Here is a 22,021-nt window from a genome sequence, read left to right as displayed (position 1 = left end):
TTACCTCTCTGAAGGGGTTATAAATGGCCAAAATTAATCAGGAAATGTTGGTCGAAATACTCAGTGCCATTGGCGGGGCGGGTAATGTTGCACACAGCGGCAATTGCATGACCCGCCTGCGGTTGACTCTACGCAATGATTCACTGGTTGATAAAGCCAGACTGAAGAAAATTGCGGGGGTTTTGGGCGTCATCGAAAGTGATGACCAGCTCCAGATTGTCCTTGGCCCCGGCAAAGCCCAGACAGCCGCAGATTTAATGAATGCCTTGTTAAGTGAAAATACTCCGCCAAGTGGCTCACATCTCCCCAATGAGGCAGTGCCGGGCTCTGCTGAAATTCACTCCGACAATCTAAAAGACATCGCCTCTTCCAATAAAAAACATCTCAAAGAAAAACAAACCAGTTCAATCCATAAATTTCTGGCGAAGTTTGCCACTATATTCACACCACTGATCCCCGGTTTCATTGCCGTTGGTCTGTTATTGGGCTTTGCTACATTACTGGAGCAAATTTTTGTCAAAGGCGTGGCTGATCCCAATGCAGCTTTGGTTGAAATGCTCGGTTACATGAAAATATTCAGCAAAGGCATGTTCAGCTTCCTGAGCATTCTGATTGGTTACAATGCACAAAAAGCCTTCGGCGGATCTAGCGTTAATGGCGCCATTATCGCCTCCCTGTTCGTACTGGGTTATAACGCTGAAGCCACCAGCGGGTTTTATTCCGGTATCAGCAATTTCTTTGGGTTCGCCATTGATCCCCGTGGCAATATCATTGGCGTCTTGATTGCCTGTATCCTTGGGGCTTGGGTAGAGAAACAAATCCGCAAGATAATGCCGGCTGATCTGGATATGATCCTGACATCTGCAATTACCCTGCTTATCATGGGCGCAATCGCCTTTGTCATCATTATGCCCATCGGCAGCTACTTATTTACGGCGATGTCATGGCTGTTCATTCACTTGAATGGTAACCCATTCGGCACGGCAATTCTGGCAGGACTGTTTTTGATCGCCGTTATGTTCGGCGTGCATCAGGGATTCGTCCCCGTTTATTTTGCTTTGATGGATGCACAGGGCTTCAACTCGTTATTCCCGATCCTCGCAATGGCCGGAGCCGGTCAGGTCGGCTCCGCACTAGCACTGTATGTGAAAGCCCCCAAAGATTCGCTGCTGCGCACTCAAATCAAAGGTGCCATTATTCCGGGATTTCTCGGGATCGGGGAACCTTTGATTTATGGTGTCACGCTGCCCCGCGTTAAGCCTTTTGTCACCGCCTGTCTCGGTGGTGCCATTGGTGGGTTTTTTATTGGTTTGATCGCATGGTGGGGATTGCCCGTCGGATTAAATAGTGTATTCGGCCCTTCCGGGCTCGTTGCCCTGCCCCTGATGACGTCCAATAGCGGCATTTTCACAGGGATGGCGGTCTATGCAGCGGGGCTTATCGTCGCTTATATCGCAGGCTTTATACTGACATTATTCTTTGGCAGTAAAAATATTGATGTAAATTGACCTCAGCCCCTCATTTTAGCTAAACCAGATTAGCGGGACACAAGCGGCGGTCAATAGCCCCATAACGATATTAAAGATGAACCACGCATGGCGATTTGTCAGCATAAAGCCAATCAAGGAGCCGAGCATAAGCCAGATTGCACCCGCTATTGCGCTGGAAATTAACATGACTGCGCTAATAACACATACCGAATTGTTATATAGCGCCCCCGGCAGGCTGTAACTACTGACTGCCCCCAGCCCCATAAACCATGTTTTGGGGTTCAAGAATTGCAGTAGCCAGCCTTGATGTATTTTGATGGGGGTTTCTGTCGTCTGCGCTGTGTGCAGTTGCTTATAGTGTGAAGTTGCCGTTTTCCAAGCCAGCCACAATAAATACAGGCTACCGAGCACTTTCAGGCCAGTATGCATCGCAGGATAGATAATCAGTAATGCAGCCACACCAAAAGCGGACAGCAATAAAATTGTCTGCATTCCCAATACAATACCCAAGCAAAGCGGTACCGAGCGACGAATGCCAAAGGAGGCTCCCGCAGATGTCAGCAGCAAGTTATTTGGGCCTGGAGTGACAGCAGAAATAAACATAAATGTACTTAGCGAGAATATCAAACTTGCAGTCATGGGTAGATTCCCCTCACCCAAAGGGTCAATATTTCCTTTCAAGGAAAATAGCAGCATGTTATGCCGCAAACAAGGCAGATCATCATGAAATCAATTCATTATGAATGAAGCTCTTGTCCTTTAAAGAAGTGTAAGTCACTCCCATTTGCAAACGATTTTGCTTCGTCATGGTCGGCGCGGATCAAGTCGATTCTATGGTGCCATTGATGGGTTATTTATGGGTTTGAACGCGTAGAGGGAATTACGCGTCGGATTAAAGCGAATTAAGGATTAAATTATGGGGGCTTATCGTCGCCTATATCGCAGGCTTTATACTGATATTATTCTTTGCCAGTAAAAATATTGATATACATTAACCTCAGCCCCTCATTTTAGCTCAGCCAGATTAACGGGACGCAAGCGGCGGTCAGTAGCCCCATCACGATATTAAAGGTGAACCACGCATGGCGATTTCTCAATAGGCGGCCAATCAATGAACCGAGGACTAGCCAGATTACACACGCTATTGAATTAATGATTAACATTACTACGCTAATAGTCAGTATCGAATTGTTATATAGTGCTCCCGGCAAACTGTAACTACTGATTGCCCCCAATCCCATAAACCATGCTTTGGGGTTCAAGAATTGCAATAGCAAGCCTTGGTGAATTTTGATTGGCCCCCCTACCGGCTGTGCTGTATTCAGTTGTTTATAATGTGACGTCGCCGTTTTCCAAGCCAGCCACAATAAATACAGGCTACCAAGCACCTTCAGACCAATGTACATCGCGGGGTAAATCAACAGCAAAGCAGCAACACCAAAAGCGGACAGAAATAAAATTATCTGTATTCCCAATATGATGCCCAAAAAAAGCGGTACCGAGCGACGAATGCCAAAGTTAGCTCCCGCTGATGTCAGCAGCAAGTTATTTGGCCCTGGGGTGATAGCAGAAATAAACATAAAGGTACTAAGCGAGAATATCAAACTTGCTGTCATGGATAGATTCACCTAACTCAAATGGCCAACATTTCTTTTCAAGAAAAATAACAGTATGTTATGCCACACACAAGGCAGACAATCATGAAATCAATTTATTATGAGTGAGAACTTTTGTCCCCTAAGGGGTGCGAGTAACCCCCATTTGCAAACGATTTTACCTCGCCTGCTCCGGCGTCATCCTAAACTGCAACCTCACTGGCAGCGGCTCAACTTGCCCGATGATGATTTTGTGGATTTAGCATGGAGTGAAGATCCTGAAACCGCTTCCCATAAACCACGCTTAGTGCTTTTTCACGGCTTAGAAGGGGGATTCAATAGCCCTTACGCCCACGGCCTTATCAGTGCCTGTAAGGAAAGAGACTGGCTCGGCGTTGTGATGCATTTTCGTGGATGCAGTGGGGAACCCAATCGCCAGCAACGCATTTACCACTCAGGGGAAACCAATGATGCTCGCTATTTCCTCAATTGGTTAAACACCACTTATGGCGATGCCCCTACTGCCGCGGTCGGTTATTCCCTTGGCGGAAACATGCTGGCTTGTTATTTAGCCGAAGAACAAGAGCGGGCACAAGTGGATGCCGCTGTCATCGTCTCGGCACCGTTTCTGCTGGAAGCCTGTTCCAGGCGGATAGAACAAGGCTTTTCCCAAATCTATCAACATTACCTGCTCAATAAACTGAAAAACAACGCTACGCGTAAGTTACTGCGTTATCCTAACTCTCTGCCATTGAGCCTCGGGCAACTGAACTCAATGAAGAAACTACGGGAGTTTGATGATGTAATCACATCCAAGCTCCACGGTTTTAAAGATGCGGATGATTATTATCACCAGTGCAGCGCTCTGCCTCGATTACCGGATATCACAGTGCCGCTGTTGATTATCCACGCTAAAGATGATCCATTTATGGCACCGGAAGTGATCCCTGACTTGGCCCGTTTGCCGGACAATATTCAATATCAACTGACCGAGCATGGCGGCCATGTCGGTTTTGTCAGTGGCTCCCTGAAAACCCCACAAATGTGGCTGGAACAACGCATTCCTGACTGGCTGGCATCTTATTTAGAGGCATCCCGTTTGAAGCAATCATCTCAAAAAGCATTACCGCAAAAACAATTATCTGAACAACAGTTAGTTGAAAAACAACCGACTACAGAGCAATCCAAACATCATCCGGAGCAATGACAATGATGATACCGTGGCAACAACTTGAGCCCGATACCCTGCTTAACTTAATAGAAAGTTTTGTTTTGCGGGAAGGCACAGATTACGGCGAACAAGAAAAAACACTTGAACAAAAAGTACAGGACATCAAACGTCAACTTGAACGAGGTGAGGTTCTGCTGGTATGGTCTGAATTACATGAAACAGTCAATATCATGCCTAAAGAGATGTTCCGTCCATAAGGTTTGGCTTGTGTTTCTCACCATAACATTCTGATTAAAAAATATAATTTCAAGAATTATTGATAAGGAGTTTGTTCATGTCTGCCAAATATCCTGTCATTGCAATCACTGGTTCCAGTGGAGCAGGAACAACAACAACCAGTGTGGCTTTCCGCAAGATTTTCCAGCAACTTGGCGCAACGGCCGCACTCATTGAAGGGGATAGTTTCCATCGTTATACGCGTCCTGAAATGGATGCTGAAATTCGAAAAGCAAAAGAACAGGGCAGGCATATCAGTTACTTTGGGCCAGAAGCCAATGATTTCAGTATGCTGGAGCAAACATTCTCTGGCTATGGTGAAACAGGAAGCGGCCGCAGCCGGAAATACCTGCATACTTATGATGAGGCCGTACCCTATAATCAATTGCCCGGCACATTCACGCCGTGGGAACCTTTACCCTCAAACACCGATATTCTCTTTTATGAAGGGCTGCATGGCGGTGTCGTTACTCCCCAGCACAATGTTGCCAGCCATGTTGACCTGCTGGTTGGGGTCGTTCCCATTGTCAACCTGGAATGGATACAAAAATTGATCCGTGATACCAGTGAACGCGGGCATTCCAGAGAAGCCGTCATGGATTCCGTTGTCCGTTCGATGGATGACTATATCCGCTACATCACCCCGCAGTTTTCGCGTACCCACATTAACTTCCAACGCGTCCCTACGGTTGATACTTCTAACCCCTTCTCAGCCAATGCGATCCCTTCGCTGGACGAAAGTTTTATCGTGATCCGCTTCCGGGGCCTAACCCAAATAGATTTCCCCTATTTGCTCGCTATGCTTCAGGGGTCATTTATTTCCAGCATCGATACTATCGTCGTCCCTGGCGGCAAAATGGGCTTGGCCATGGAATTAATTATGGCCCCGCTGGTGAAACAATTACTGGAAGGCAAAAAGATCTCATAATCTAGAGTTCATTTTATTTTTAATGAAACAGGTAACAAAAAATAATGCTGCCTGTTTTATTTAAATAATTAACCAATTCATGTCGCCATAAATTAACGATAAAAAACTTCTCCCTAAATAAGCCAAAACAGGATGAAACTTCACATTTCAGGCACAGCGCCTAACCTTATTTTTTCTTTTTTTATAAATACAAAATCAATAAAACCGCTTCATCAGGCTAATTTCTGGTAATCTAGCGACCAGTTTAATATGCTGAAGCGATACAGGAGAAGACAGAAACGTTTTCCTGTGTTACAAACTAGGTTACAAGCGAGACTGGCAAGAAGTATGGCCGAACTTCAATACACCAGCATATTGAAATTCTTATCAGCCATATAAAATTTCCCCTTGTCAGTTTTTCAGCAAGTTAATATGTTAATCTATTGACTTTATAAAGCCAGCCTAGAGGGAAACAGTCAGTTTCTCACTTCACAAAGGCGGAAATAACAACAGAGGATAAAGCGAATGGTTCTCGGCAAGCCACAAACAGACCCTACTCTTGAATGGTTTTTGTCACACTGCCATATTCACAAATATCCATCCAAGAGCACGCTTATTCATCAAGGTGAGAAAGCAGAGACGCTTTACTACATTGTTAAAGGTTCGGTTGCTGTTCTAATAAAAGATGAAGAAGGCAAGGAGATGATTCTCTCTTATTTAAATCAGGGAGATTTCATTGGTGAACTTGGATTGTTTGAGGAAGGGCAAGAGCGTACGGCATGGGTACGAGCTAAAAGTGCCTGTGAAGTGGCTGAAATTTCCTACAAGAAATTTCGCCAGTTAATTCAGGTTAACCCTGACATTCTGATGCGTTTATCTGCTCAGATGGCAAGTCGCCTGCAAACGACTTCTGAAAAAGTGGGGAACTTAGCCTTTCTGGACGTTACAGGCCGTATCGCCCAGACTTTACTCAATCTGGCCAAACAGCCCGATGCAATGACCCACCCTGATGGTATGCAAATCAAAATTACACGTCAGGAAATCGGGCAGATTGTAGGTTGCTCCCGTGAAACGGTTGGCCGCATTCTGAAAATGCTGGAAGATCAAAACCTGATCTCTGCACATGGTAAAACTATTGTTGTTTATGGAACCCGTTAGTTCCTGAACGTCTAAATTCAGCCAGTGTCATCCACCGATCCCACACTGGCTGCTTTATTCTGTTTTCTTCTTCCTGCTTGCTTTCCTGTTCGCTGACTTATTCACCCCATTTCAACCAACGTGCAATCGCGCGATCCAACCGTGCCATGCCTTCCGCAATGTCATCCTCAGGAATGATTAATGAAGGGGTAAAACGTAAGATACTCTCTCCAGCACTCAATAGCATCAAACCTTGTTCCGCCGCGTACTGCAATATCTCTTTGGATTTCCCCTGATACTCAGCTTGCAATACAGCTCCAATCAGCAGCCCTTTTCCGCGAAATTCGTGGAAAATGCCATATTTTTGGTTCAGTTTTTCCAGCGCATGGATAATCAAATCATGCCGTTTTTCCACTCCTGCCAACACTTCCGGTGTATTGATAATATCAATTGCGGCGCTTCCCACAGAGCAAGCTAGTGGATTTCCACCATAGGTTGTTCCCTGGGAGCCTATTTCCATTGCCGCCGCAATAGCATCCGTGGTTAACATGGCACTGATTGGAAAACCGCCTCCCAAGGCTTTTGCTGTTGTCAGAATATCCGGAATGACACCATAATGCTGGTACGCATACAGCTTGCCAGTACGCCCCATGCCGCTCTGAACTTCATCAAAAACCAACAAGGCTTGGTGCTTATCGCACAGTTCACGCACGCCACGCAGAAATTCTGCCGTCGCAGGAGTCACACCACCTTCCCCTTGAATGGGTTCTAAAACAACAGCACAGGTATCGTCACTGATCACGGCTCTGACTGCGTCCAACTCATTGAAAGGAACATGGATAATATCAGCGGGCTTGGGGCCGAACCCATCGGCGTATTTCGGTTGTCCACCCACTGAAACGGTAAAAAATGTGCGCCCATGAAACGCCTGATGAAAAGCGATGATTTTGGTTTTATCCGGGTGATGGCGAGTAATGGCATAACGGCGAGCCAGTTTAAATGCGGCTTCATTTGCCTCAGCGCCTGAATTGGCGAAAAAGACCTTTTGTGCAAACGTTGCATCAATCAGCTTTTGCGCCAGAATTAAAGCCGATTCATTGGTGAAAATATTGCTGACATGCCACAATTTTTCGCCTTGCAATTTCAGGGCATTGACCAAGGCCGGATGGCAATGTCCCAAGGCCAAAACAGCAATGCCACCGGCAAAATCAATATATTCGTGACCTTGTTGATCCCATATCCGGCTGCCTTTCCCGCGAACAGGAATAAAATCTGCCGGTGCATAAACTGGCAACATCACCTGATTGAAGGTAGTTAAATTTTTTCCTGCATGCTCTGCCATTTCCCTCACCTTGTTTTTATATTTGCCATATCAAAATGAAATAATAATCATAAAATATGAATAAAAAATCAGATGGTGGCAAATAAAAAAACAACTTTGTGAGGGGTAATAATGATATATGGCTAATATTTAAGGAAATTATTCAATAACTCATGACCTTGCTCACTAAGAATGCTTTCAGGGTGAAACTGCACTCCTTCCAGCGGCAAAGTACGGTGACGTATCCCCATAATTTCATCGACGTTACCATCACGCTGGCTCCATGCGGTGACTTCAAACGAAGCCGGAAGCGTCTCAGCCGCAATGACCAAAGAATGATAACGTGTAACAGTTAATGGATGATCCAAACCCTTGAACACACCCTGCTGGCTGTGGTGAAGCAGGCTGGTTTTTCCATGCATGACTTCCCGGGCTTTAACCACACTGGCACCAAAGGCTTGCCCTATCGCCTGATGCCCAAGACACACGCCGAGAATAGGCACTTTTCCGGCAAAATGCGAAATCGCTTCCAGAGAAATCCCTGCTTCATTCGGTGTGCAAGGCCCCGGAGAAATCACTAAATGTGTAGGAGCCAGCTTTTCGATATCTTCAAGCTGTAACTCATCATTACGCTTAACTAAAACCTCTGTCCCTAACTCGCAAAAATATTGATATAAATTGAATGTAAAAGAGTCGTAATTATCGATTATTAATAACATAGGAGTATATCCTACTGATTTTATAGTTTTATAAGTTGCCCTACCCCGTTAGGGTATTATGCATTTTGTATTACGTAAAAATCAGGCAAAACAGTACCAATGGCAACGAGGCACTCATCATACCACATAAGCACTTTTAAAATAGTAGCGACAGAGAAAGGGGGAAAACAGAAACGGGATGAGAATCCAATATATTTCCGGCCATTGACGGCCGAAAATCGAGAAACTGCCAAAAACCAATAGATTTCAAGTTGCAGCAAGGCGGAGGAAAGAAAGCTTCTTCCAGAATCGCCTCTGACATTATTGCCGTCAGCCAGCGTAAACAACATAGCAACAACTTGAAAGATAAAGGGTATATCTAACGATTAAAGCTCAACTTTAGCCGACAAAATCACAATAGGTTTCACCGGTACATTTTGATAAGGGCCAACATTTTCTGTCTTGACCTGAGAAATTTTATCAACCACATCCATGCCTTTTACCACTTTACCAAAGACGGCATAGCCAAAATCGCGCTGACCGTGGTCAAGGAATGCATTATCGGTAACGTTAATAAAAAATTGGCTGGTAGCACTGTCTTTATCTGCGGTACGTGCCATCGCGATCGTGCCACGAAGATTACGCAAACCATTATCCGCTTCATTTTTGATTGGTGCTTTGGTCGCTTTTTGCTTCATATCTTTTGTAAAGCCGCCACCTTGAACCATGAAGCCGGGAATAACACGGTGAAAAATAGTGTTGTTATAAAAACCCTCATTGGCATATTCAACGAAATTCTTGGTGGTAATTGGTGCCTTATTATTATCCAACTCAAGCTCAATTTCCCCAGCTGACGTCATCAGCTTGACATGAGTTCCGGCGGCCAATGCTGGGGTAGCCATCGCACTGATAGCACATGCAGTCATAAGCGACACAAAAATACGTTTAAACATTTATGGTTCCTTTATTTTTGAGGTCAACAATAAAACTCATAACAACAAAACTCATTAAGTTTAATTCTCAATAGGAATAAGTTCCAAAGATTTACCTACATTTACGAGTATTTTAGATGAGTTATGACGAAATCAATCTATACAGTTTTTATATTCGCATATCTGGGAAAATATTAATTTAGGAATAACCTCACATATTGGTACTTTTTCCAACTAAGAGAAAAAGGCTCGGGAACAGGCTAGTCCCTAAATCAGCCTCGTTTGGAAGTTGTTCCATAAATGAAGATTATTCCATAAATAGGGTAAAAAAAACCTCTCGCCGCAATTTAATAAAATCAAAAGAGCACCACTTTCTGCCAACAATGACGTTCACTGAAATAAATCGTCGGAATAAAGTTACACCTGTCCACAAGCCATTGCTCCCGCTATAATCTCTACGCTATTTTTGTGTATTCTTCTGGAGATAACCATTTTGACCATCAAAAACTACAACTATCACATGACCCACTTTGTCACGAGTGCACCTGACATTCGCCACCTGCCTCAAGATGTGGGAATTGAGGTCGCGTTTGCCGGTAGGTCAAATGCAGGTAAATCCAGCGCATTGAATGCGTTGACCCGTCAAAAAAGCCTGGCACGTACCAGTAAAACGCCCGGGCGCACCCAATTGATCAACTTGTTTGAAGTGGAAGAAGGTGTCCGTCTGGTGGATTTACCGGGATATGGTTACGCAGAAGTCCCAGAAGAGATGAAACGCAAATGGCAAAAAGCGCTGGGGGAATATCTCCAGAAACGTGAATGCCTGCTGGGATTGGTGGTTTTGATGGATATCCGCCATCCGTTGAAAGATCTGGATATGCAAATGATTGAGTGGGCGGTTGTGATGCAAGTGCCTGTTATGGTACTGCTGACTAAAGCCGATAAACTGGCATCCGGTGCCCGTAAAAGCCAACTGGCAAAAGTTCGTCAGGAACTGGCGTCTCTGGATGGCGATGTTCAGATTGAATACTTTTCTTCCCTGAAAAAGATGGGTATCGATAAGCTTGAGCAGAAACTTGATCTTTGGTTTAACCAGCCTGCCGTTGAGATGGAATAATTTCCGTCCCTTTTCCTACAAGCTCCGAATAAAAGATAAAAAAACGCCCCAGTCAAAAGAGATGACTGGGGCAGCTAATATTCAGCTAAATCCGATTACGTGAAGTAAAAGGTCTGAAAGATAGAACATCTTACCTCTGTACCCTACGCCGACAACTTTACCCTATTCTTTTAATCAAAAAAAGACTTTTTTGTAATTAATTTTCATCAACTACCTCGATTCAGCCGCCACTTTTTAATCAAATTAAGCCGATAATCACTTTTTTATGTAGTTTTATTACATATTAGTGAGATCTAGATCTAATATAAAACCTAACTAAAATTCTTGCTACAAGCCCATCCGTGACTTCATGGCGCTGAATTCAGCTCATTAAAAAAACAGCTATTCCATAAAAATCATTCAATTAAGCCATCATGCCTGCGCAAAGAAAATCATTCTCCTCCGGCCCCAAAAAAAAGAAAAAAAGAGCCGCATTTTGGCGACTCTTTCGGTTTTATTTGTATTTGGGTGGAAAATTGAAGGCCAATCTGATTGGCAAAATCGGCTATATTATCCGCATTATCCGCTGATTAATGAGCCTGATCCCAATTGTCACCTACACCAACATCCACTTTTAACGGCACGTCGAGCAACATACTTTGTTCCATTAACTCCCGAATTTTCTGCTCCACGGTTGCCAATTCAGACTCATGAACCTCAAACACGAGTTCATCGTGAACCTGCATGATCATGCGTACATTTGGCTGTTCGCTGACAATCCAATCATCTACTGCGATCATCGCCAGCTTGATAATATCCGCCGCCGTACCTTGCATTGGTGCGTTGATGGCTTCACGCTCAGAAGCCTTGCGGCGCATAGCATTGCGTGATTTGATTTCCGGCAGGTACAAACGGCGACCTTCCAGCGTTTCCACAAATCCATGATCAGCCGCTTGTTGGCGCGTACGCTCCATATAAGCCAACACACCGGGATAGCGTTCAAAATAGAGATCCATATAGCGTTGCGCTTCGCCACGTGGAATACCTAACTGGCGGGAGAGACCAAACGCGCTCATGCCATAAATCAGGCCGAAGTTAATGGCTTTCGCACTGCGGCGCTGCTCGCTGGTTACTTGCTCCAACGGCACACCAAACACTTCCGCAGCCGTGGCACGATGGATATCCTTGCCTTGCGCAAACGCATCCAGCAAGCCCTTATCCTGTGACAAATGTGCCATGATCCGCAACTCTATCTGCGAATAGTCCGCCGCCATGATCCGATAGCCTTCCGGTGCAATAAATGCCTGACGGATACGCCGCCCTTGCTCATTGCGCACAGGAATGTTTTGCAGGTTAGGATCACGGGAAGAGAGACGCCCCGTGGCAGTTACCGCTTGATGATATGACGTATGGACGCGATTTGTCAGAGGGCTAACCATCTGGGGCAGTTTATCCGTATAAGTGGATTTCAATTTAGCCAAGCCACGGTGTTCCAGAATAACTCGCGGTAACTCATGCTCCTCCGCCAGCTCCTCCAGCACCTCTTCATTTGTTGATGGCGCACCATTTGGCGTCTTTTTCAGTATCGGCAGGTTCATTTTTTCAAACAAAATAACCTGAAGCTGCTTTGGCGAAGCCAGGTTGAATTCTTCACCTGCCAGCTCATAAGCAGATTTTTCCAACTCATCCAAACGCGCGGTGATTTCCTTCGAATGCTCCGCCAGTGTCTTCGCATCGATCAATACCCCGGTTCTCTCCATGCGGGACAAAACGGGTACCAGCGGCATCTCAATTTTATGGAAAACGTCTTTCAGCGTTGAAACGCTTTCTAACTGAGGATACATCGCCTGATGCAAGCGCAACGTGATATCCGCGTCTTCCGCTGCATATTTTGAGGCTTCTTCCAGCGGGATTTGATTGAACGTCAGTTGCTTTTTACCCTTACCCGCAATTTCTTCAAAGGTCGTGGTTTTATAGTTTAAATGGCGGTCAGCAAGGCTATCCATATCATGTCGGCCAGCCACGCTATTCAGAACATACGATTCCAGCATGGTGTCAAAAACAATGCCATTTAGGGCAATGTCATAACGGGCCAGAACACCACGATCAAATTTCAGGTTTTGACCAATCTTAGGCAAGCTTGCATCTTCCAGCAGTGGTTTTAATACCGTTAAAACTTCTTGCAGATCGAGTTGTTGCGGTGCATCAAGATAATCGTGCCCTAATGGCAGATAAGCCGCTTCCACTTCTGTTTTTTCCTCTTCTGTTTTTTCAACTAAAAGAGCAAAAGACATTCCCACCAGATTGGCGGTTAAAGTATCAAGGCCGTCAGTTTCGGTATCAAAAGAAAACGCAGGAGCTTGTTTAAGCTTTTCAATCCACTCATCAAGGGATTGACGATCCAAAATAGTTTGGTAACTTTCTGGAGAAATGTTGGCAGTATTTGGTTTATCCGTTACAACCGGTGCAACCTTGGAAGCAGCAGAAGCTGAGGAAGAAGTTTTTTGCCCATTCCCTTCCAGCCAACTGCCATTTTGCACGTCATTGATCCAACGCTTGAATTCATAATGGCTGAACTGAGCCAGCAGCTCATCTGCATCAGGTGGGACAACGGAAAGCTGTACACAATTCCTGTCCAACTCAACATCGGTTTTAATTGTTGCCAGTTGATACGAGAGATAAGCCACCTCTTTGTGTTGCTCCATTTTCCCGCCCAATGTCTTGGCACCACGGAAGCCGAGAGCAGCAATGTCATCAAGCCTGGCGTAAATCTCATTCAACCCGCCGATTCCCTGTAATAATCCTAACGCAGTTTTCTCTCCCACCCCCGGTACACCGGGAATATTATCGGAAGAGTCTCCCATCAGGGCGAGAAAATCGATGATCAATTCAGGTGGGATGCCATATTTTCCCTTAACTTCTTCCGGCCCCAGAATCGTATTGGTCATGGTATTGATCAGTGTGATATTCGGCGTCACCAACTGGGCCATATCCTTATCACCGGTACTGATCAAAACAGAGCGGCCTTCTTTTTCAGCCTGCAACGCCAGTGTACCAATCACATCGTCAGCTTCTACACCCGGCACAACCAGCACAGGCAGCCCCATTGCTTTGACCATGTTGTGCAACGGCTCAATCTGGGCTCGTAAGTCATCCGGCATTGGTGGGCGATGAGATTTATATTCAGCGAATAATTCATCACGGAATGTTTTACCTTTGGCATCAAACACGACCGCCACATGACTGGGTTTGTACTGCACAATCAAACTGCGCAGCATGTTCAGCACGCCATACATGGCGCCCGTTGGTTCGCCTGCACTGTTTGTCAGCGGAGGAAACGCATGGTATGCACGATAAAGGTATGAAGAACCATCAACCAAAATCAGGGGATTATCTGCTATCTGTGCCATAAAATTTTCTTCGTCATTCTAAGGGATGAATAAAGAATAGAATGCCATACTGTGCCGCTATAGACGAATTTTGCGAGAATTTTCTCGCCACAGCACGCAATTCATGACAAATATTCTGATGAATGTTTTGTGGATAACTTTGTGCACAAAAAAATGGCACATAAAACTGATTTATGTTTATCACTATAGAAAAGGAATAACAGAGGGTAAAAATCAATGAATTACGGGAAATATGACAAAAATATTGCAACTACTTAAAAATCACTGACTTGTGGATATTACCGGAGTTTATGTTATGAAAGTGGCATTTCAGCAAGTATTGTGCCAGCTTTATCGCAGCCGGCTCAATACCTGTGTTATTTTATATTAATACTAACATTTAACTAATGTACTTATTTTTTTGTCAGCAGGTAATTAACTACCTGAGAGAATTTTGGCGCGTAATCCGTCGCTGACGTGGCATCAATTCCGCCATTATTAATCTGATACTTACCATTCACATAAATAGCCGGAACACCGCGCAGAGCAAAATCGTTGGCAGCCTGACGCTCTTTGGCGGCAACAGATTGCACGATAAAACTATTCAATGCCGCATCATATTCCTCACCAGATACACCCGCTTTAATGAAAGCACTGCGAATGTCACCTTTAGTATGGATATTTTGGCTCTTCTGAATACCATCAAACAAAATTGGCGTAACTTTATCTTGAAGGTTCATCACGATGGCAACTGCCCAGGCATCTGTCAGCGCACTGCCCAATGGCCCCATGAAATCAACATGATAACGTTCATGAGTCACACCTGCTGGCAGGTTTTTCTCTACCGTAGAAGGAACATGATAAACATTTTCAAACTGATAGCAGTGAGGGCAGTAAAAAGAGAAAAATTCTACAACCTGCGGCTGGTTATCAACTGTTTTTTTTAATGCAATGTACTGCTTACCTTCAGAAAAATTAGCGGCGGACGCAGAAAATGCCATAAACGCCCCTACCAGCACTAGCCAAAATTTTTTCATAGCGGTCTCCAGAGAAATTAATACATAGAAAAATTAGTACATAGAAAAAATTAATACATCGGATTGAGTTGCAAAGGCTTTTCCTGCAACAAACGGATTTGCTCAGAAAAAACCTTTTTTTGCTCAAACCAAAAATCACTGTCAGCCATCCACGGAAATGCTTTCGGGAAAGCGGGATCTTGCCAGCGACGAGCAACCCAAGCCAAATAATAGACCATCCGCATCGCACGCAGGGGCTCTATCAATGCCAATGTCTTTGGATCGAAATCCGTAAATTGGCCATATGATTCGAGTAAAATGTCCAGTTGAATAAGACGTTCCTGCCGTGATCCATTGAGCAGCATCCACAAATCCTGAACAGCAGGGCCATTGCGGGAATCATCAAGATCAACAAACCATGCTTTATCTCGCCACAAGATATTACCAGCATGGCAGTCACCATGCAGTCTCAATACTTGCCAATTATCATGCCATTGCTCCGCCACCGCCTTGCTCAATTCATCCAGCGCAGCGAGAAAGTCTTTTTTGTGTTTCGCAGGAAGCAGTTCACACTCGGCCAAATATTGATAGGGCTGGTACAGATATTCATCAAGGCTGATAGTCGGGCGGGCAGTGAATACTTTTTGGCGACCAATTTGATGCATCTTTCCCAGCAAACACCCGACATCTTCCAGTTGGTCAAAACTGTCTGATTCGTACTGGCGCCCTCCCACACTAGGGAAAATTGCAAAAAAGAACCCGGCATAATTCAGCAAAGTTTGCCCGTCAAACATAAGCGGAGCGGCCACTGGCAAATCAGCCTGCTGCAATTCACGGGCAAAATCATGCTCTTCTTGAATCTGTTGCTGGCTCCAACGTAAGGGGCGATAGAATTTCACAACATAGCGTTTGCGATCTTCATCCATGAACTGATAAACACGATTCTCGTAACTATTCAGTTCCGTCAGGCCAGAATCGATATGCAAACCGGACTGCATTAACGCATCCATAATCAAATCTGGGGTAATATTCTGGAAATTAAAAGCCTTGGATTCCGTCACAACACAATTCTCTCTCGCTCAGTCTTTGATAATGCCCCGGGCACGCAATAACGCTGTCTTGAAATCATCTTCATAGTCTTTTTTCAATCCGGGAATTTCTGCGTGATGATCCGTACCGCGCATTTTTAGGTGATAAATCAGGGTATCATCTGTCAGTTCAGATAATGGGCCTGTAAAACCAGCTTCATCAGCCAATTTCTGCAAAAGCGCTGCCAAACTTAAATCCGGCTCATTCTTCCATACTGGATGTAAAAGTTCGATAATTTCATTGAGACGGTGGTGTTTCATTTTTAGTTCCTTTACCCAATGGACTTCAAGTTGCATCGCAGCAGCAAGGGAGAACTTCCCGCAAGCATAGATAACCGTATTTTCATAAAAACGGTAATCGGGATGAGCGAGCACAGCCAAAAAATAAGCAATTTGAAAGACGAAGAGTATTGTTAAATAACTCTATAAATTAGCAGAGTTAATGCTTCTTAGAAAGAATTGGTCTGTCAATCCGCGTAAAGTTATACTCCCCACTCAAAGCAGCATTGTTAGATATTGATTCACAATGGTTATATAAACTCAAACATTTCATTGCCCAATATCAGGTAATTTAACATGACGCATCCAAAAATCAGTGGCGCAATTCTGGCTGGAGGATTATCCACCCGTATGGGGGGAAATGACAAAGGACTGCTGCAATTCGACGGCTCACCACTCTATCAACATATTGCGACAAGATTGCAGCCGCAGGTGCATGAACTGTTGATCAATGCCAACCTCAATCTTGGGATTTATCAGCAAAGTGGCTACCCCATTATACCAGATATCATTACCGATTTTTCTGGGCCGCTGGCGGGTATGCTGTCCGTCTTAAAGAAAGCTATTCATGAATGGGTAGTATTTGTTCCCTGTGATGTTCCCGATTTTCCCGAAGATCTTGTCGAAAAGCTGTGGAGCTACAAACAACACGCCAGAGCCGCCTATGTACACGACTGCGAACGCGCCCACCCGACACTGACATTAATGCACCGCAGTTTGATCCCGCGATTGGAAAGCTATCTTGCTCTGGGAGATAGAAAGCTGATGTTCTTTATGCAGATGATAAAAGCAAAAGCTGTTTATTTCCCTGATACCAATGCCTTTACGAACTTAAATACACCGGAAGAGTGCCATGACTGGGAACTCCGACATTGGGAATTTCTTCAGGAGAGTGCATGACCCATCGCTTAGACGATCCAGCACTGCCTGTACTGGGCATCGTTGCTTATAGTGGAACCGGAAAAACGACGCTACTAAAACAGGTTATTCCACTATTGCGCCAGCAGCATATCCGCATTGGATTGATTAAACACACTCATCACAATATGGATGTTGATAAGCCCGGCAAAGATAGCTATGAACTGCGCAAGGCTGGGGCAAGCCAGACATTGGTTGCCAGCCAGCAGCGTTGGGCGCTGATGACAGAAACACCAGAACTTCCAGAATTGGATCTTCACTACCTCGCCAGCCGATTTGATGCAAATTCACTGGATCTGATTTTGGTTGAAGGTTTTAAACAAGAGCCTATCCCCAAAATTGCCCTTTATCGAGATGGCCTCAACCATACCGTTGACGAACTGCTGGATCCCCATGTGATCGCCATTGCCAGTGATATTCCACTGGCAACATCATTACCGCAACTTGACATCAACCAACCAGAGCAAGTCGCAGCATTTATTTCAACATGGTTATACAGATAAGTGGCTATACCGATAACTAGTTATACCAATAAAAACGCATTACATCAGATCACCGAAAAATAGATATAACAGGAATCCCGCCATGAAAGATCCTATCCGCGACGCCTCATTGTCTGCGGTTAAAACCGCAAGCAAAATAGCATACGACTACGTCAGTGAAATCCGAAACCAACGGGTATATCCCGATGCAGCCGCCTTATCAAACCTGCAATATTTCGATAAACCTTTACCCGTAGCGGGCACTCATTGCCAGCAAGTACTGGAACAGCTCCATACATATGGTTCGCCAGCCACAGTCGCAACAACCGGTGGCCGCTACTTTGGGCTGGTTGTTGGAGGCTCAACCCCTGCCGCTATGGGTGCCAACATCATTACCAGTGCTTGGGATCAAATCGCTTTGATGGAATCCTCCTCACCTGTCACCAATCAATTAGAAAAGATTGCCGGTCGCTGGGTACTAGAGTTACTGAGCCTGCCATCCGATGCGTTTGTTGGTTTTGTGACAGGCACGACAATGGCCCATGTGAGCGCCCTGAGCACAGCACGGCATTATCTGTACCAGAAACAGGGTTATGACATTACAGAGCAAGGGCTGCACAATGCACCGGAATTGAAAATTGTCTTACCTGAAGAAGCACATATCTCTGTTTTAAAGGCATTGAGACTACTCGGTTTTGGCCGTTCGCAATGCATTTTTGTGCCATGTGATAATCAAGGCCGGATCATCGAGAGTGCCGTTCCTGAGTTTTCAGACAACATGATTCTGGTGTTACAGGCGGGAAATGTGAATTCCGGTAGTTCGGATAACTTTCATTCTCTGATCCCAAAAGCCAAACAAGCGGGCTGCTGGGTGCATGTTGATGGGGCTTTCGGGCTTTGGGCGCGGGCATCAAAGGAAAAATCCGCATTGGTCGAAGGCGTTGAAGCCGCAGATTCTTGGGCGGTAGATGCCCATAAATGGCTGAACACTCCTTACGATTGTGGCATGTGTATCGTTCGACATAAGCAAGCACTCAGGGATGTCATGACAACTTCAGCCGCTTATGTAGAAACACAAGATATGTGGCAGGCAAAAGATATGCTGCCAGAATTTTCTCGCAGGGCCAGAGCGGTCGAAGTATGGGCTGCCATTGCCGAACTGGGTTCACAGGGAATAGAGGTGCTGGTTGAGCGCTGCTGCCGATATGCAAAAATGTTGGCTGAAGGGCTGAAAACACTCGGTTTTACTGTCCTTAATGATGTTGTTCTTAATCAGGTTGTCGCCTGTCTGCCAGACACCACTTTACAGCGTGCGATGCTGCAAAAAGTTCAGCAATCCGGCGAATGCTGGTTCGGGCAAACAACGTGGCAGGGAAAAGAAGCCATACGTCTTAGCGTCAGTTCTTGGGCAACGACGGAAGATGATATTCAGCGCAGCTTGACAGCAATTGCTACAGCCATCGAGGAAGTAAAAGCGATTCCAATGAAATAAAAGCAATAAAAAAAGAGCAACTCGATATACCCTGCGTTTTTCAGGTGCTGCTTTAATTATTGGCTACATTCGCTCTCCCCGGTCACATGGTTATGTTCCCGGGGATGAATGAGCAATCCCTGTCTCTTACTTTCCTTCCGGCATCAAACCAACAAACGTCGTTTTTTTACGTGGTTCAGTCATCAACGCTTCCAGCTTTTCGACACAACGCAAGTAATGGGGCGTTGTCTTATGCGCTGCTACAGCCGCTTCATCAGCATAAGCTTCATAGATATAGAAGCGAGTCGGGATATTCTCATCGCGCAGCACATCAAAGCGCAAATTGCCCGGTTCTTTCACCGAGCCAAGATGATTATCCCGGAATACCTGAATAAATTCGTCGATCTTGTCAGCTTTGACATTAATCTCAACTAATGTGACGTGCATATTATTCTCCCTTGGCCTTTTCGCTCAGGAACAATTCATACGCCAGTGCGGGTTTTTCATTGCCATGTACCACCGCCTGTACCGCTTTCAGCATCGCAACGGGCGCTTCGGACTGGAAGATATTGCGTCCCATATCAACACCTGACGCGCCTTGATCGATGGCTTGGTAACACATTTCCAGCGCATCCAACTCCGGCAGTTTTTTGCCACCTGCAATGACAATCGGTACAGGGCAGCCAGCGACAATCCGCTCGAACCCACTATCGACATAATAAGTTTTGATAATGTTCGCGCCCATTTCCGCCGCAATGCGGGTAGCCAGCGAGAAATAGCGCTGATCACGGGCCATATCCTTACCCACTCCCGTCACCGCCATCGTTGGCATACCATAGCGCGTCCCCTGATCCACCAGCTTGATAATGTTCTTAATGGATTGATGTTCATATTCCGAACCAATATAAACTTGGGCGGCAACCGCACAAACATTGAGCCGAAGGGCGTCTTCCATCGCAACGGCGACAGCTTCATTCGAAAGTTCAGTCAACATGGAATTGGCGCCAGACGCACGCAGCACCACGGGTTTATTGGTTGCAGGGGGAACTTGGCTACGCAAGATCCCACGGGTACACATCAGCACATCGGTATGTTCAAACAGCGGGGCAATATTAATGTCAATGCGCTCTAAACCTGTTGTTGGCCCTTGAAAATAACCGTGATCAAACGCCAGCATAACGGTTCTATTGGTCGTGGGATTGAAAATCCGAGACAGGCGGGATTGCATCCCCCAATCCAGTGCACCACACCCTTTCAGTTCAAACAAAGTATTCTTCTGTGGCGTATCAAGGCCAAAATCTTTACCGTCTTTGATATCATCTAAATCTGCCATGTTGCCCTCCAAAAAGGTGTCAGAAACAGGCTGCACCGCAGCCCATCAATCAGAAATCACATTGGTTAGAAATTGTACTCATTGATATTGTCTTTCGTAAAAATCACTCGCTCCGGCATGACGACGATACCATTACCTTCCGCTTCATAACGGTATCCCTGTACACTGTTGGGAGAAATTTCAACATTGCCAATATCTGGAATCGTCAATTTATCGCCTACATTCAAATCGCCTTTCTGCAATATCTCATTGGCGATATGGATTGCTATCTTGCCCTGCTTGACCACATCCCACAGAGCGAATTGTTTGACCGTACCATTTTCGACATAAGGACGCATAACATTCGGAGTACTGAACCCAACAATCGCCACATCCTTGCGTTTCAGGTTTTCTGCTGCCTGAGCCGCTGCCGGCAACGCGTTGGCATCTGGAGCAATGATCGCATCCAAATCATCCCACGCTTTCAAAATACCCTCTGCCGTTTGCAACGATTTCGTGGCATCGTTATAACCAAACCGAGTAGTCACAATTTCCCAATCAGGGTGCTCGGCAGCAATCTTGGCCTTGGCTTCTTTTACCCACTGATTTTGGTCTGTTACTGTTGGGCTGGAATAGAAAAATGCCACCTTTGCGTTTTTCTTCTTCACTTGATTGGCAGCCATGTCTATCAGCAGCCCACCCAACTGTTTTGGCGTCCCTTGGTTGATATAGATGGAACGGCACTCTGGTGAGGTATCTGAATCCCATGTCAAAATTTTAACACCCCGTTTCATTGCACGTTTTAATGCGGGGCAAAGGCCATTTCTTGATACGGCTGACACTACAATTGCGTTATGGCCTTGATTAACGAATGTATTGATAAGATGAACCTGCTCAACCATATTTGATTCTACTGGGCCATCATAAGTGACTTCGACTCCCAATGCCTTCCCAGCTTCTATCGCACCTCGAGCACCACCAGTAAAAAACTCAACACCGACCAATTTAGGGATAAATGCTATCTTTTCTGCCGCTTGTCCCCAAGAAACCCATACCAGACTTAATGCAGCAGCTAAAGCCAGTTTTTGTATTGTTGGTGCTTTCATGCCTATCTCCATCTATTCTTGTCCTAAAATCATTTATATTTCAGGAGCATCTTTTTCATTTCGGATTTGAAATATATTGTTATGAAAAAGAAACCCTTCAACATTGCCACCAATCACGAACTCGGTAGCGATGCAGCAAAACAAAATGCTCTTCAACACTGCAATCAGAAAAACACCAAATAACAACAAAAACAATCACTGTTATTATTAAAATCGGCACAGTCAAGATATAAAACAGGCGAAGATTTTATTCACAAGAATAACATCATAACGCGTATAGAAAATCAGGGCGGTATTAAACGAGCTATACTGCATGCCTACAAATAAAGTTAAAAGA

Annotated in this window: 23 protein-coding genes; 9 read left to right on the top strand and 14 right to left on the bottom strand. The window is 45.1% G+C overall.

Translation table 11 applies throughout. From position 1 onward, the window contains the following. Positions 1–23 precede the first annotated feature (23 nt). Positions 24–1,508: a PTS N-acetylmuramic acid transporter subunit IIBC gene (murP, locus tag FE392_RS02770; RefSeq protein ID WP_319928697.1), complete on the top strand. Its 1,485-nt coding sequence runs from the start codon at positions 24–26 to the stop codon at positions 1,506–1,508. A 15-nt stretch (positions 1,509–1,523) separates the two neighbouring features. Here the strand turns inward: murP and FE392_RS02765 are convergent, their stop codons facing one another. After that, the gene (locus FE392_RS02765) at positions 1,524–2,129 is read right to left on the bottom strand and encodes a LysE family translocator (RefSeq protein ID WP_319928696.1); all 606 of its coding nucleotides are present in this window, start codon (positions 2,127–2,129) and stop codon (positions 1,524–1,526) included. A 371-nt stretch (positions 2,130–2,500) separates the two neighbouring features. Further along, positions 2,501–3,106: a LysE family translocator gene (locus tag FE392_RS02760; RefSeq protein ID WP_319928695.1), complete on the bottom strand. Its 606-nt coding sequence runs from the start codon at positions 3,104–3,106 to the stop codon at positions 2,501–2,503. A 100-nt stretch (positions 3,107–3,206) separates the two neighbouring features. Between FE392_RS02760 and FE392_RS02755 the strand changes: the two genes are divergently transcribed. The 4 genes from FE392_RS02755 (at position 3,207) to crp (ending at position 6,597) form a co-directional block, all read left to right on the top strand. Next, positions 3,207–4,292, top strand: a complete 1,086-nt coding sequence (locus tag FE392_RS02755) for a hydrolase (protein WP_319928694.1) — start codon at positions 3,207–3,209, stop codon at positions 4,290–4,292. A 2-nt stretch (positions 4,293–4,294) separates the two neighbouring features. Beyond that, complete coding sequence (locus tag FE392_RS02750; RefSeq protein WP_319928693.1) at positions 4,295–4,513, top strand: YheU family protein; 219 nt, start codon at positions 4,295–4,297, stop codon at positions 4,511–4,513. Between the two features lie 77 nt (positions 4,514–4,590). Then, on the top strand, positions 4,591–5,460 hold the full coding sequence (locus tag FE392_RS02745; RefSeq protein ID WP_319928692.1) for a phosphoribulokinase: 870 nt from the start codon (positions 4,591–4,593) through the stop codon (positions 5,458–5,460). A 504-nt stretch (positions 5,461–5,964) separates the two neighbouring features. Further along, entirely contained in the window at positions 5,965–6,597 is a 633-nt protein-coding gene (gene crp / locus FE392_RS02740) for a cAMP-activated global transcriptional regulator CRP (RefSeq protein WP_004240730.1), read from the top strand. A gap of 97 nt (positions 6,598–6,694) precedes the next feature. Here crp and FE392_RS02735 read toward each other — a convergent pair whose 3' ends face one another. The 4 genes from FE392_RS02735 to ppiA form a co-directional block, all read right to left on the bottom strand. Then, on the bottom strand, positions 6,695–7,918 hold the full coding sequence (locus FE392_RS02735) for an aspartate aminotransferase family protein (protein WP_319928691.1): 1,224 nt from the start codon (positions 7,916–7,918) through the stop codon (positions 6,695–6,697). A 122-nt stretch (positions 7,919–8,040) separates the two neighbouring features. After that, on the bottom strand, positions 8,041–8,616 hold the full coding sequence (locus FE392_RS02730; protein ID WP_092513414.1) for an aminodeoxychorismate synthase component II: 576 nt from the start codon (positions 8,614–8,616) through the stop codon (positions 8,041–8,043). Positions 8,617–8,672: 56 nt separating this feature from the next. Then, a complete protein-coding gene (locus tag FE392_RS02725) occupies positions 8,673–8,945 on the bottom strand; it encodes a hypothetical protein (RefSeq protein WP_319928690.1) in 273 nt (90 codons plus the stop codon). A gap of 36 nt (positions 8,946–8,981) precedes the next feature. Beyond that, positions 8,982–9,548 carry a peptidylprolyl isomerase A gene (ppiA, locus tag FE392_RS02720; RefSeq protein WP_319928689.1) on the bottom strand — a complete coding sequence of 189 codons (567 nt, stop codon included), beginning with the start codon at positions 9,546–9,548 and terminating at the stop codon, positions 8,982–8,984. 472 nt (positions 9,549–10,020) lie between these two features. On the opposite strand from ppiA, the gene yihA reads away from it, so the two are divergent. Continuing rightward, positions 10,021–10,644: a ribosome biogenesis GTP-binding protein YihA/YsxC gene (gene yihA, locus FE392_RS02715; RefSeq protein WP_319928688.1), complete on the top strand. Its 624-nt coding sequence runs from the start codon at positions 10,021–10,023 to the stop codon at positions 10,642–10,644. Between the two features lie 81 nt (positions 10,645–10,725). Here the strand turns inward: yihA and spfP are convergent, their stop codons facing one another. The 5 genes from spfP to FE392_RS02695 all read right to left on the bottom strand — a co-directional run bounded on the left by spfP (position 10,726) and on the right by FE392_RS02695 (position 16,377). Further along, positions 10,726–10,773: a small protein SpfP gene (gene spfP / locus FE392_RS22110; RefSeq protein ID WP_438361642.1), complete on the bottom strand. Its 48-nt coding sequence runs from the start codon at positions 10,771–10,773 to the stop codon at positions 10,726–10,728. Between the two features lie 440 nt (positions 10,774–11,213). After that, positions 11,214–14,033, bottom strand: a complete 2,820-nt coding sequence (polA, locus tag FE392_RS02710; protein WP_319928687.1) for a DNA polymerase I — start codon at positions 14,031–14,033, stop codon at positions 11,214–11,216. A gap of 392 nt (positions 14,034–14,425) precedes the next feature. Continuing rightward, entirely contained in the window at positions 14,426–15,049 is a 624-nt protein-coding gene (gene dsbA, locus FE392_RS02705) for a thiol:disulfide interchange protein DsbA (protein WP_319928686.1), read from the bottom strand. A gap of 50 nt (positions 15,050–15,099) precedes the next feature. Beyond that, complete coding sequence (locus FE392_RS02700; RefSeq protein WP_319928685.1) at positions 15,100–16,089, bottom strand: serine/threonine protein kinase; 990 nt, start codon at positions 16,087–16,089, stop codon at positions 15,100–15,102. A gap of 18 nt (positions 16,090–16,107) precedes the next feature. Continuing rightward, entirely contained in the window at positions 16,108–16,377 is a 270-nt protein-coding gene (locus FE392_RS02695) for a YihD family protein (protein WP_319928723.1), read from the bottom strand. Positions 16,378–16,692: 315 nt separating this feature from the next. Between FE392_RS02695 and mobA the strand changes: the two genes are divergently transcribed. The 3 genes from mobA to FE392_RS02680 all read left to right on the top strand — a co-directional run bounded on the left by mobA (position 16,693) and on the right by FE392_RS02680 (position 19,287). Then, on the top strand, positions 16,693–17,295 hold the full coding sequence (gene mobA, locus FE392_RS02690; RefSeq protein WP_319928684.1) for a molybdenum cofactor guanylyltransferase MobA: 603 nt from the start codon (positions 16,693–16,695) through the stop codon (positions 17,293–17,295). Beyond that, the gene (gene mobB, locus FE392_RS02685) at positions 17,292–17,816 is read left to right on the top strand and encodes a molybdopterin-guanine dinucleotide biosynthesis protein MobB (protein WP_319928683.1); all 525 of its coding nucleotides are present in this window, start codon (positions 17,292–17,294) and stop codon (positions 17,814–17,816) included. The genes mobA and mobB overlap by 4 nt, the downstream gene beginning before the upstream one ends. Positions 17,817–17,898: 82 nt before the next feature. After that, positions 17,899–19,287: a pyridoxal phosphate-dependent decarboxylase family protein gene (locus FE392_RS02680; RefSeq protein WP_319928682.1), complete on the top strand. Its 1,389-nt coding sequence runs from the start codon at positions 17,899–17,901 to the stop codon at positions 19,285–19,287. A gap of 126 nt (positions 19,288–19,413) precedes the next feature. Here the strand turns inward: FE392_RS02680 and lsrG are convergent, their stop codons facing one another. The 3 genes from lsrG to lsrB all read right to left on the bottom strand — a co-directional run bounded on the left by lsrG (position 19,414) and on the right by lsrB (position 21,684). Continuing rightward, positions 19,414–19,713, bottom strand: a complete 300-nt coding sequence (lsrG, locus tag FE392_RS02675; RefSeq protein ID WP_319928681.1) for a (4S)-4-hydroxy-5-phosphonooxypentane-2,3-dione isomerase — start codon at positions 19,711–19,713, stop codon at positions 19,414–19,416. A 1-nt stretch (position 19,714) separates the two neighbouring features. Beyond that, positions 19,715–20,599 carry a 3-hydroxy-5-phosphonooxypentane-2,4-dione thiolase gene (gene lsrF, locus FE392_RS02670; protein ID WP_319928680.1) on the bottom strand — a complete coding sequence of 295 codons (885 nt, stop codon included), beginning with the start codon at positions 20,597–20,599 and terminating at the stop codon, positions 19,715–19,717. A 65-nt stretch (positions 20,600–20,664) separates the two neighbouring features. Next, positions 20,665–21,684: an autoinducer 2 ABC transporter substrate-binding protein LsrB gene (lsrB, locus tag FE392_RS02665; RefSeq protein ID WP_319928679.1), complete on the bottom strand. Its 1,020-nt coding sequence runs from the start codon at positions 21,682–21,684 to the stop codon at positions 20,665–20,667. Positions 21,685–22,021: the final 337 nt, after the last annotated feature.

The sequence above is a fragment of the Xenorhabdus santafensis genome, assembly GCF_033949405.1.
GTDB classification, from domain to species: domain Bacteria; phylum Pseudomonadota; class Gammaproteobacteria; order Enterobacterales; family Enterobacteriaceae; genus Xenorhabdus; species Xenorhabdus santafensis.
The sequence above is the reverse complement of the archived record's forward strand: the minus strand, read 5'-3'. Positions and strand labels throughout refer to the sequence as shown.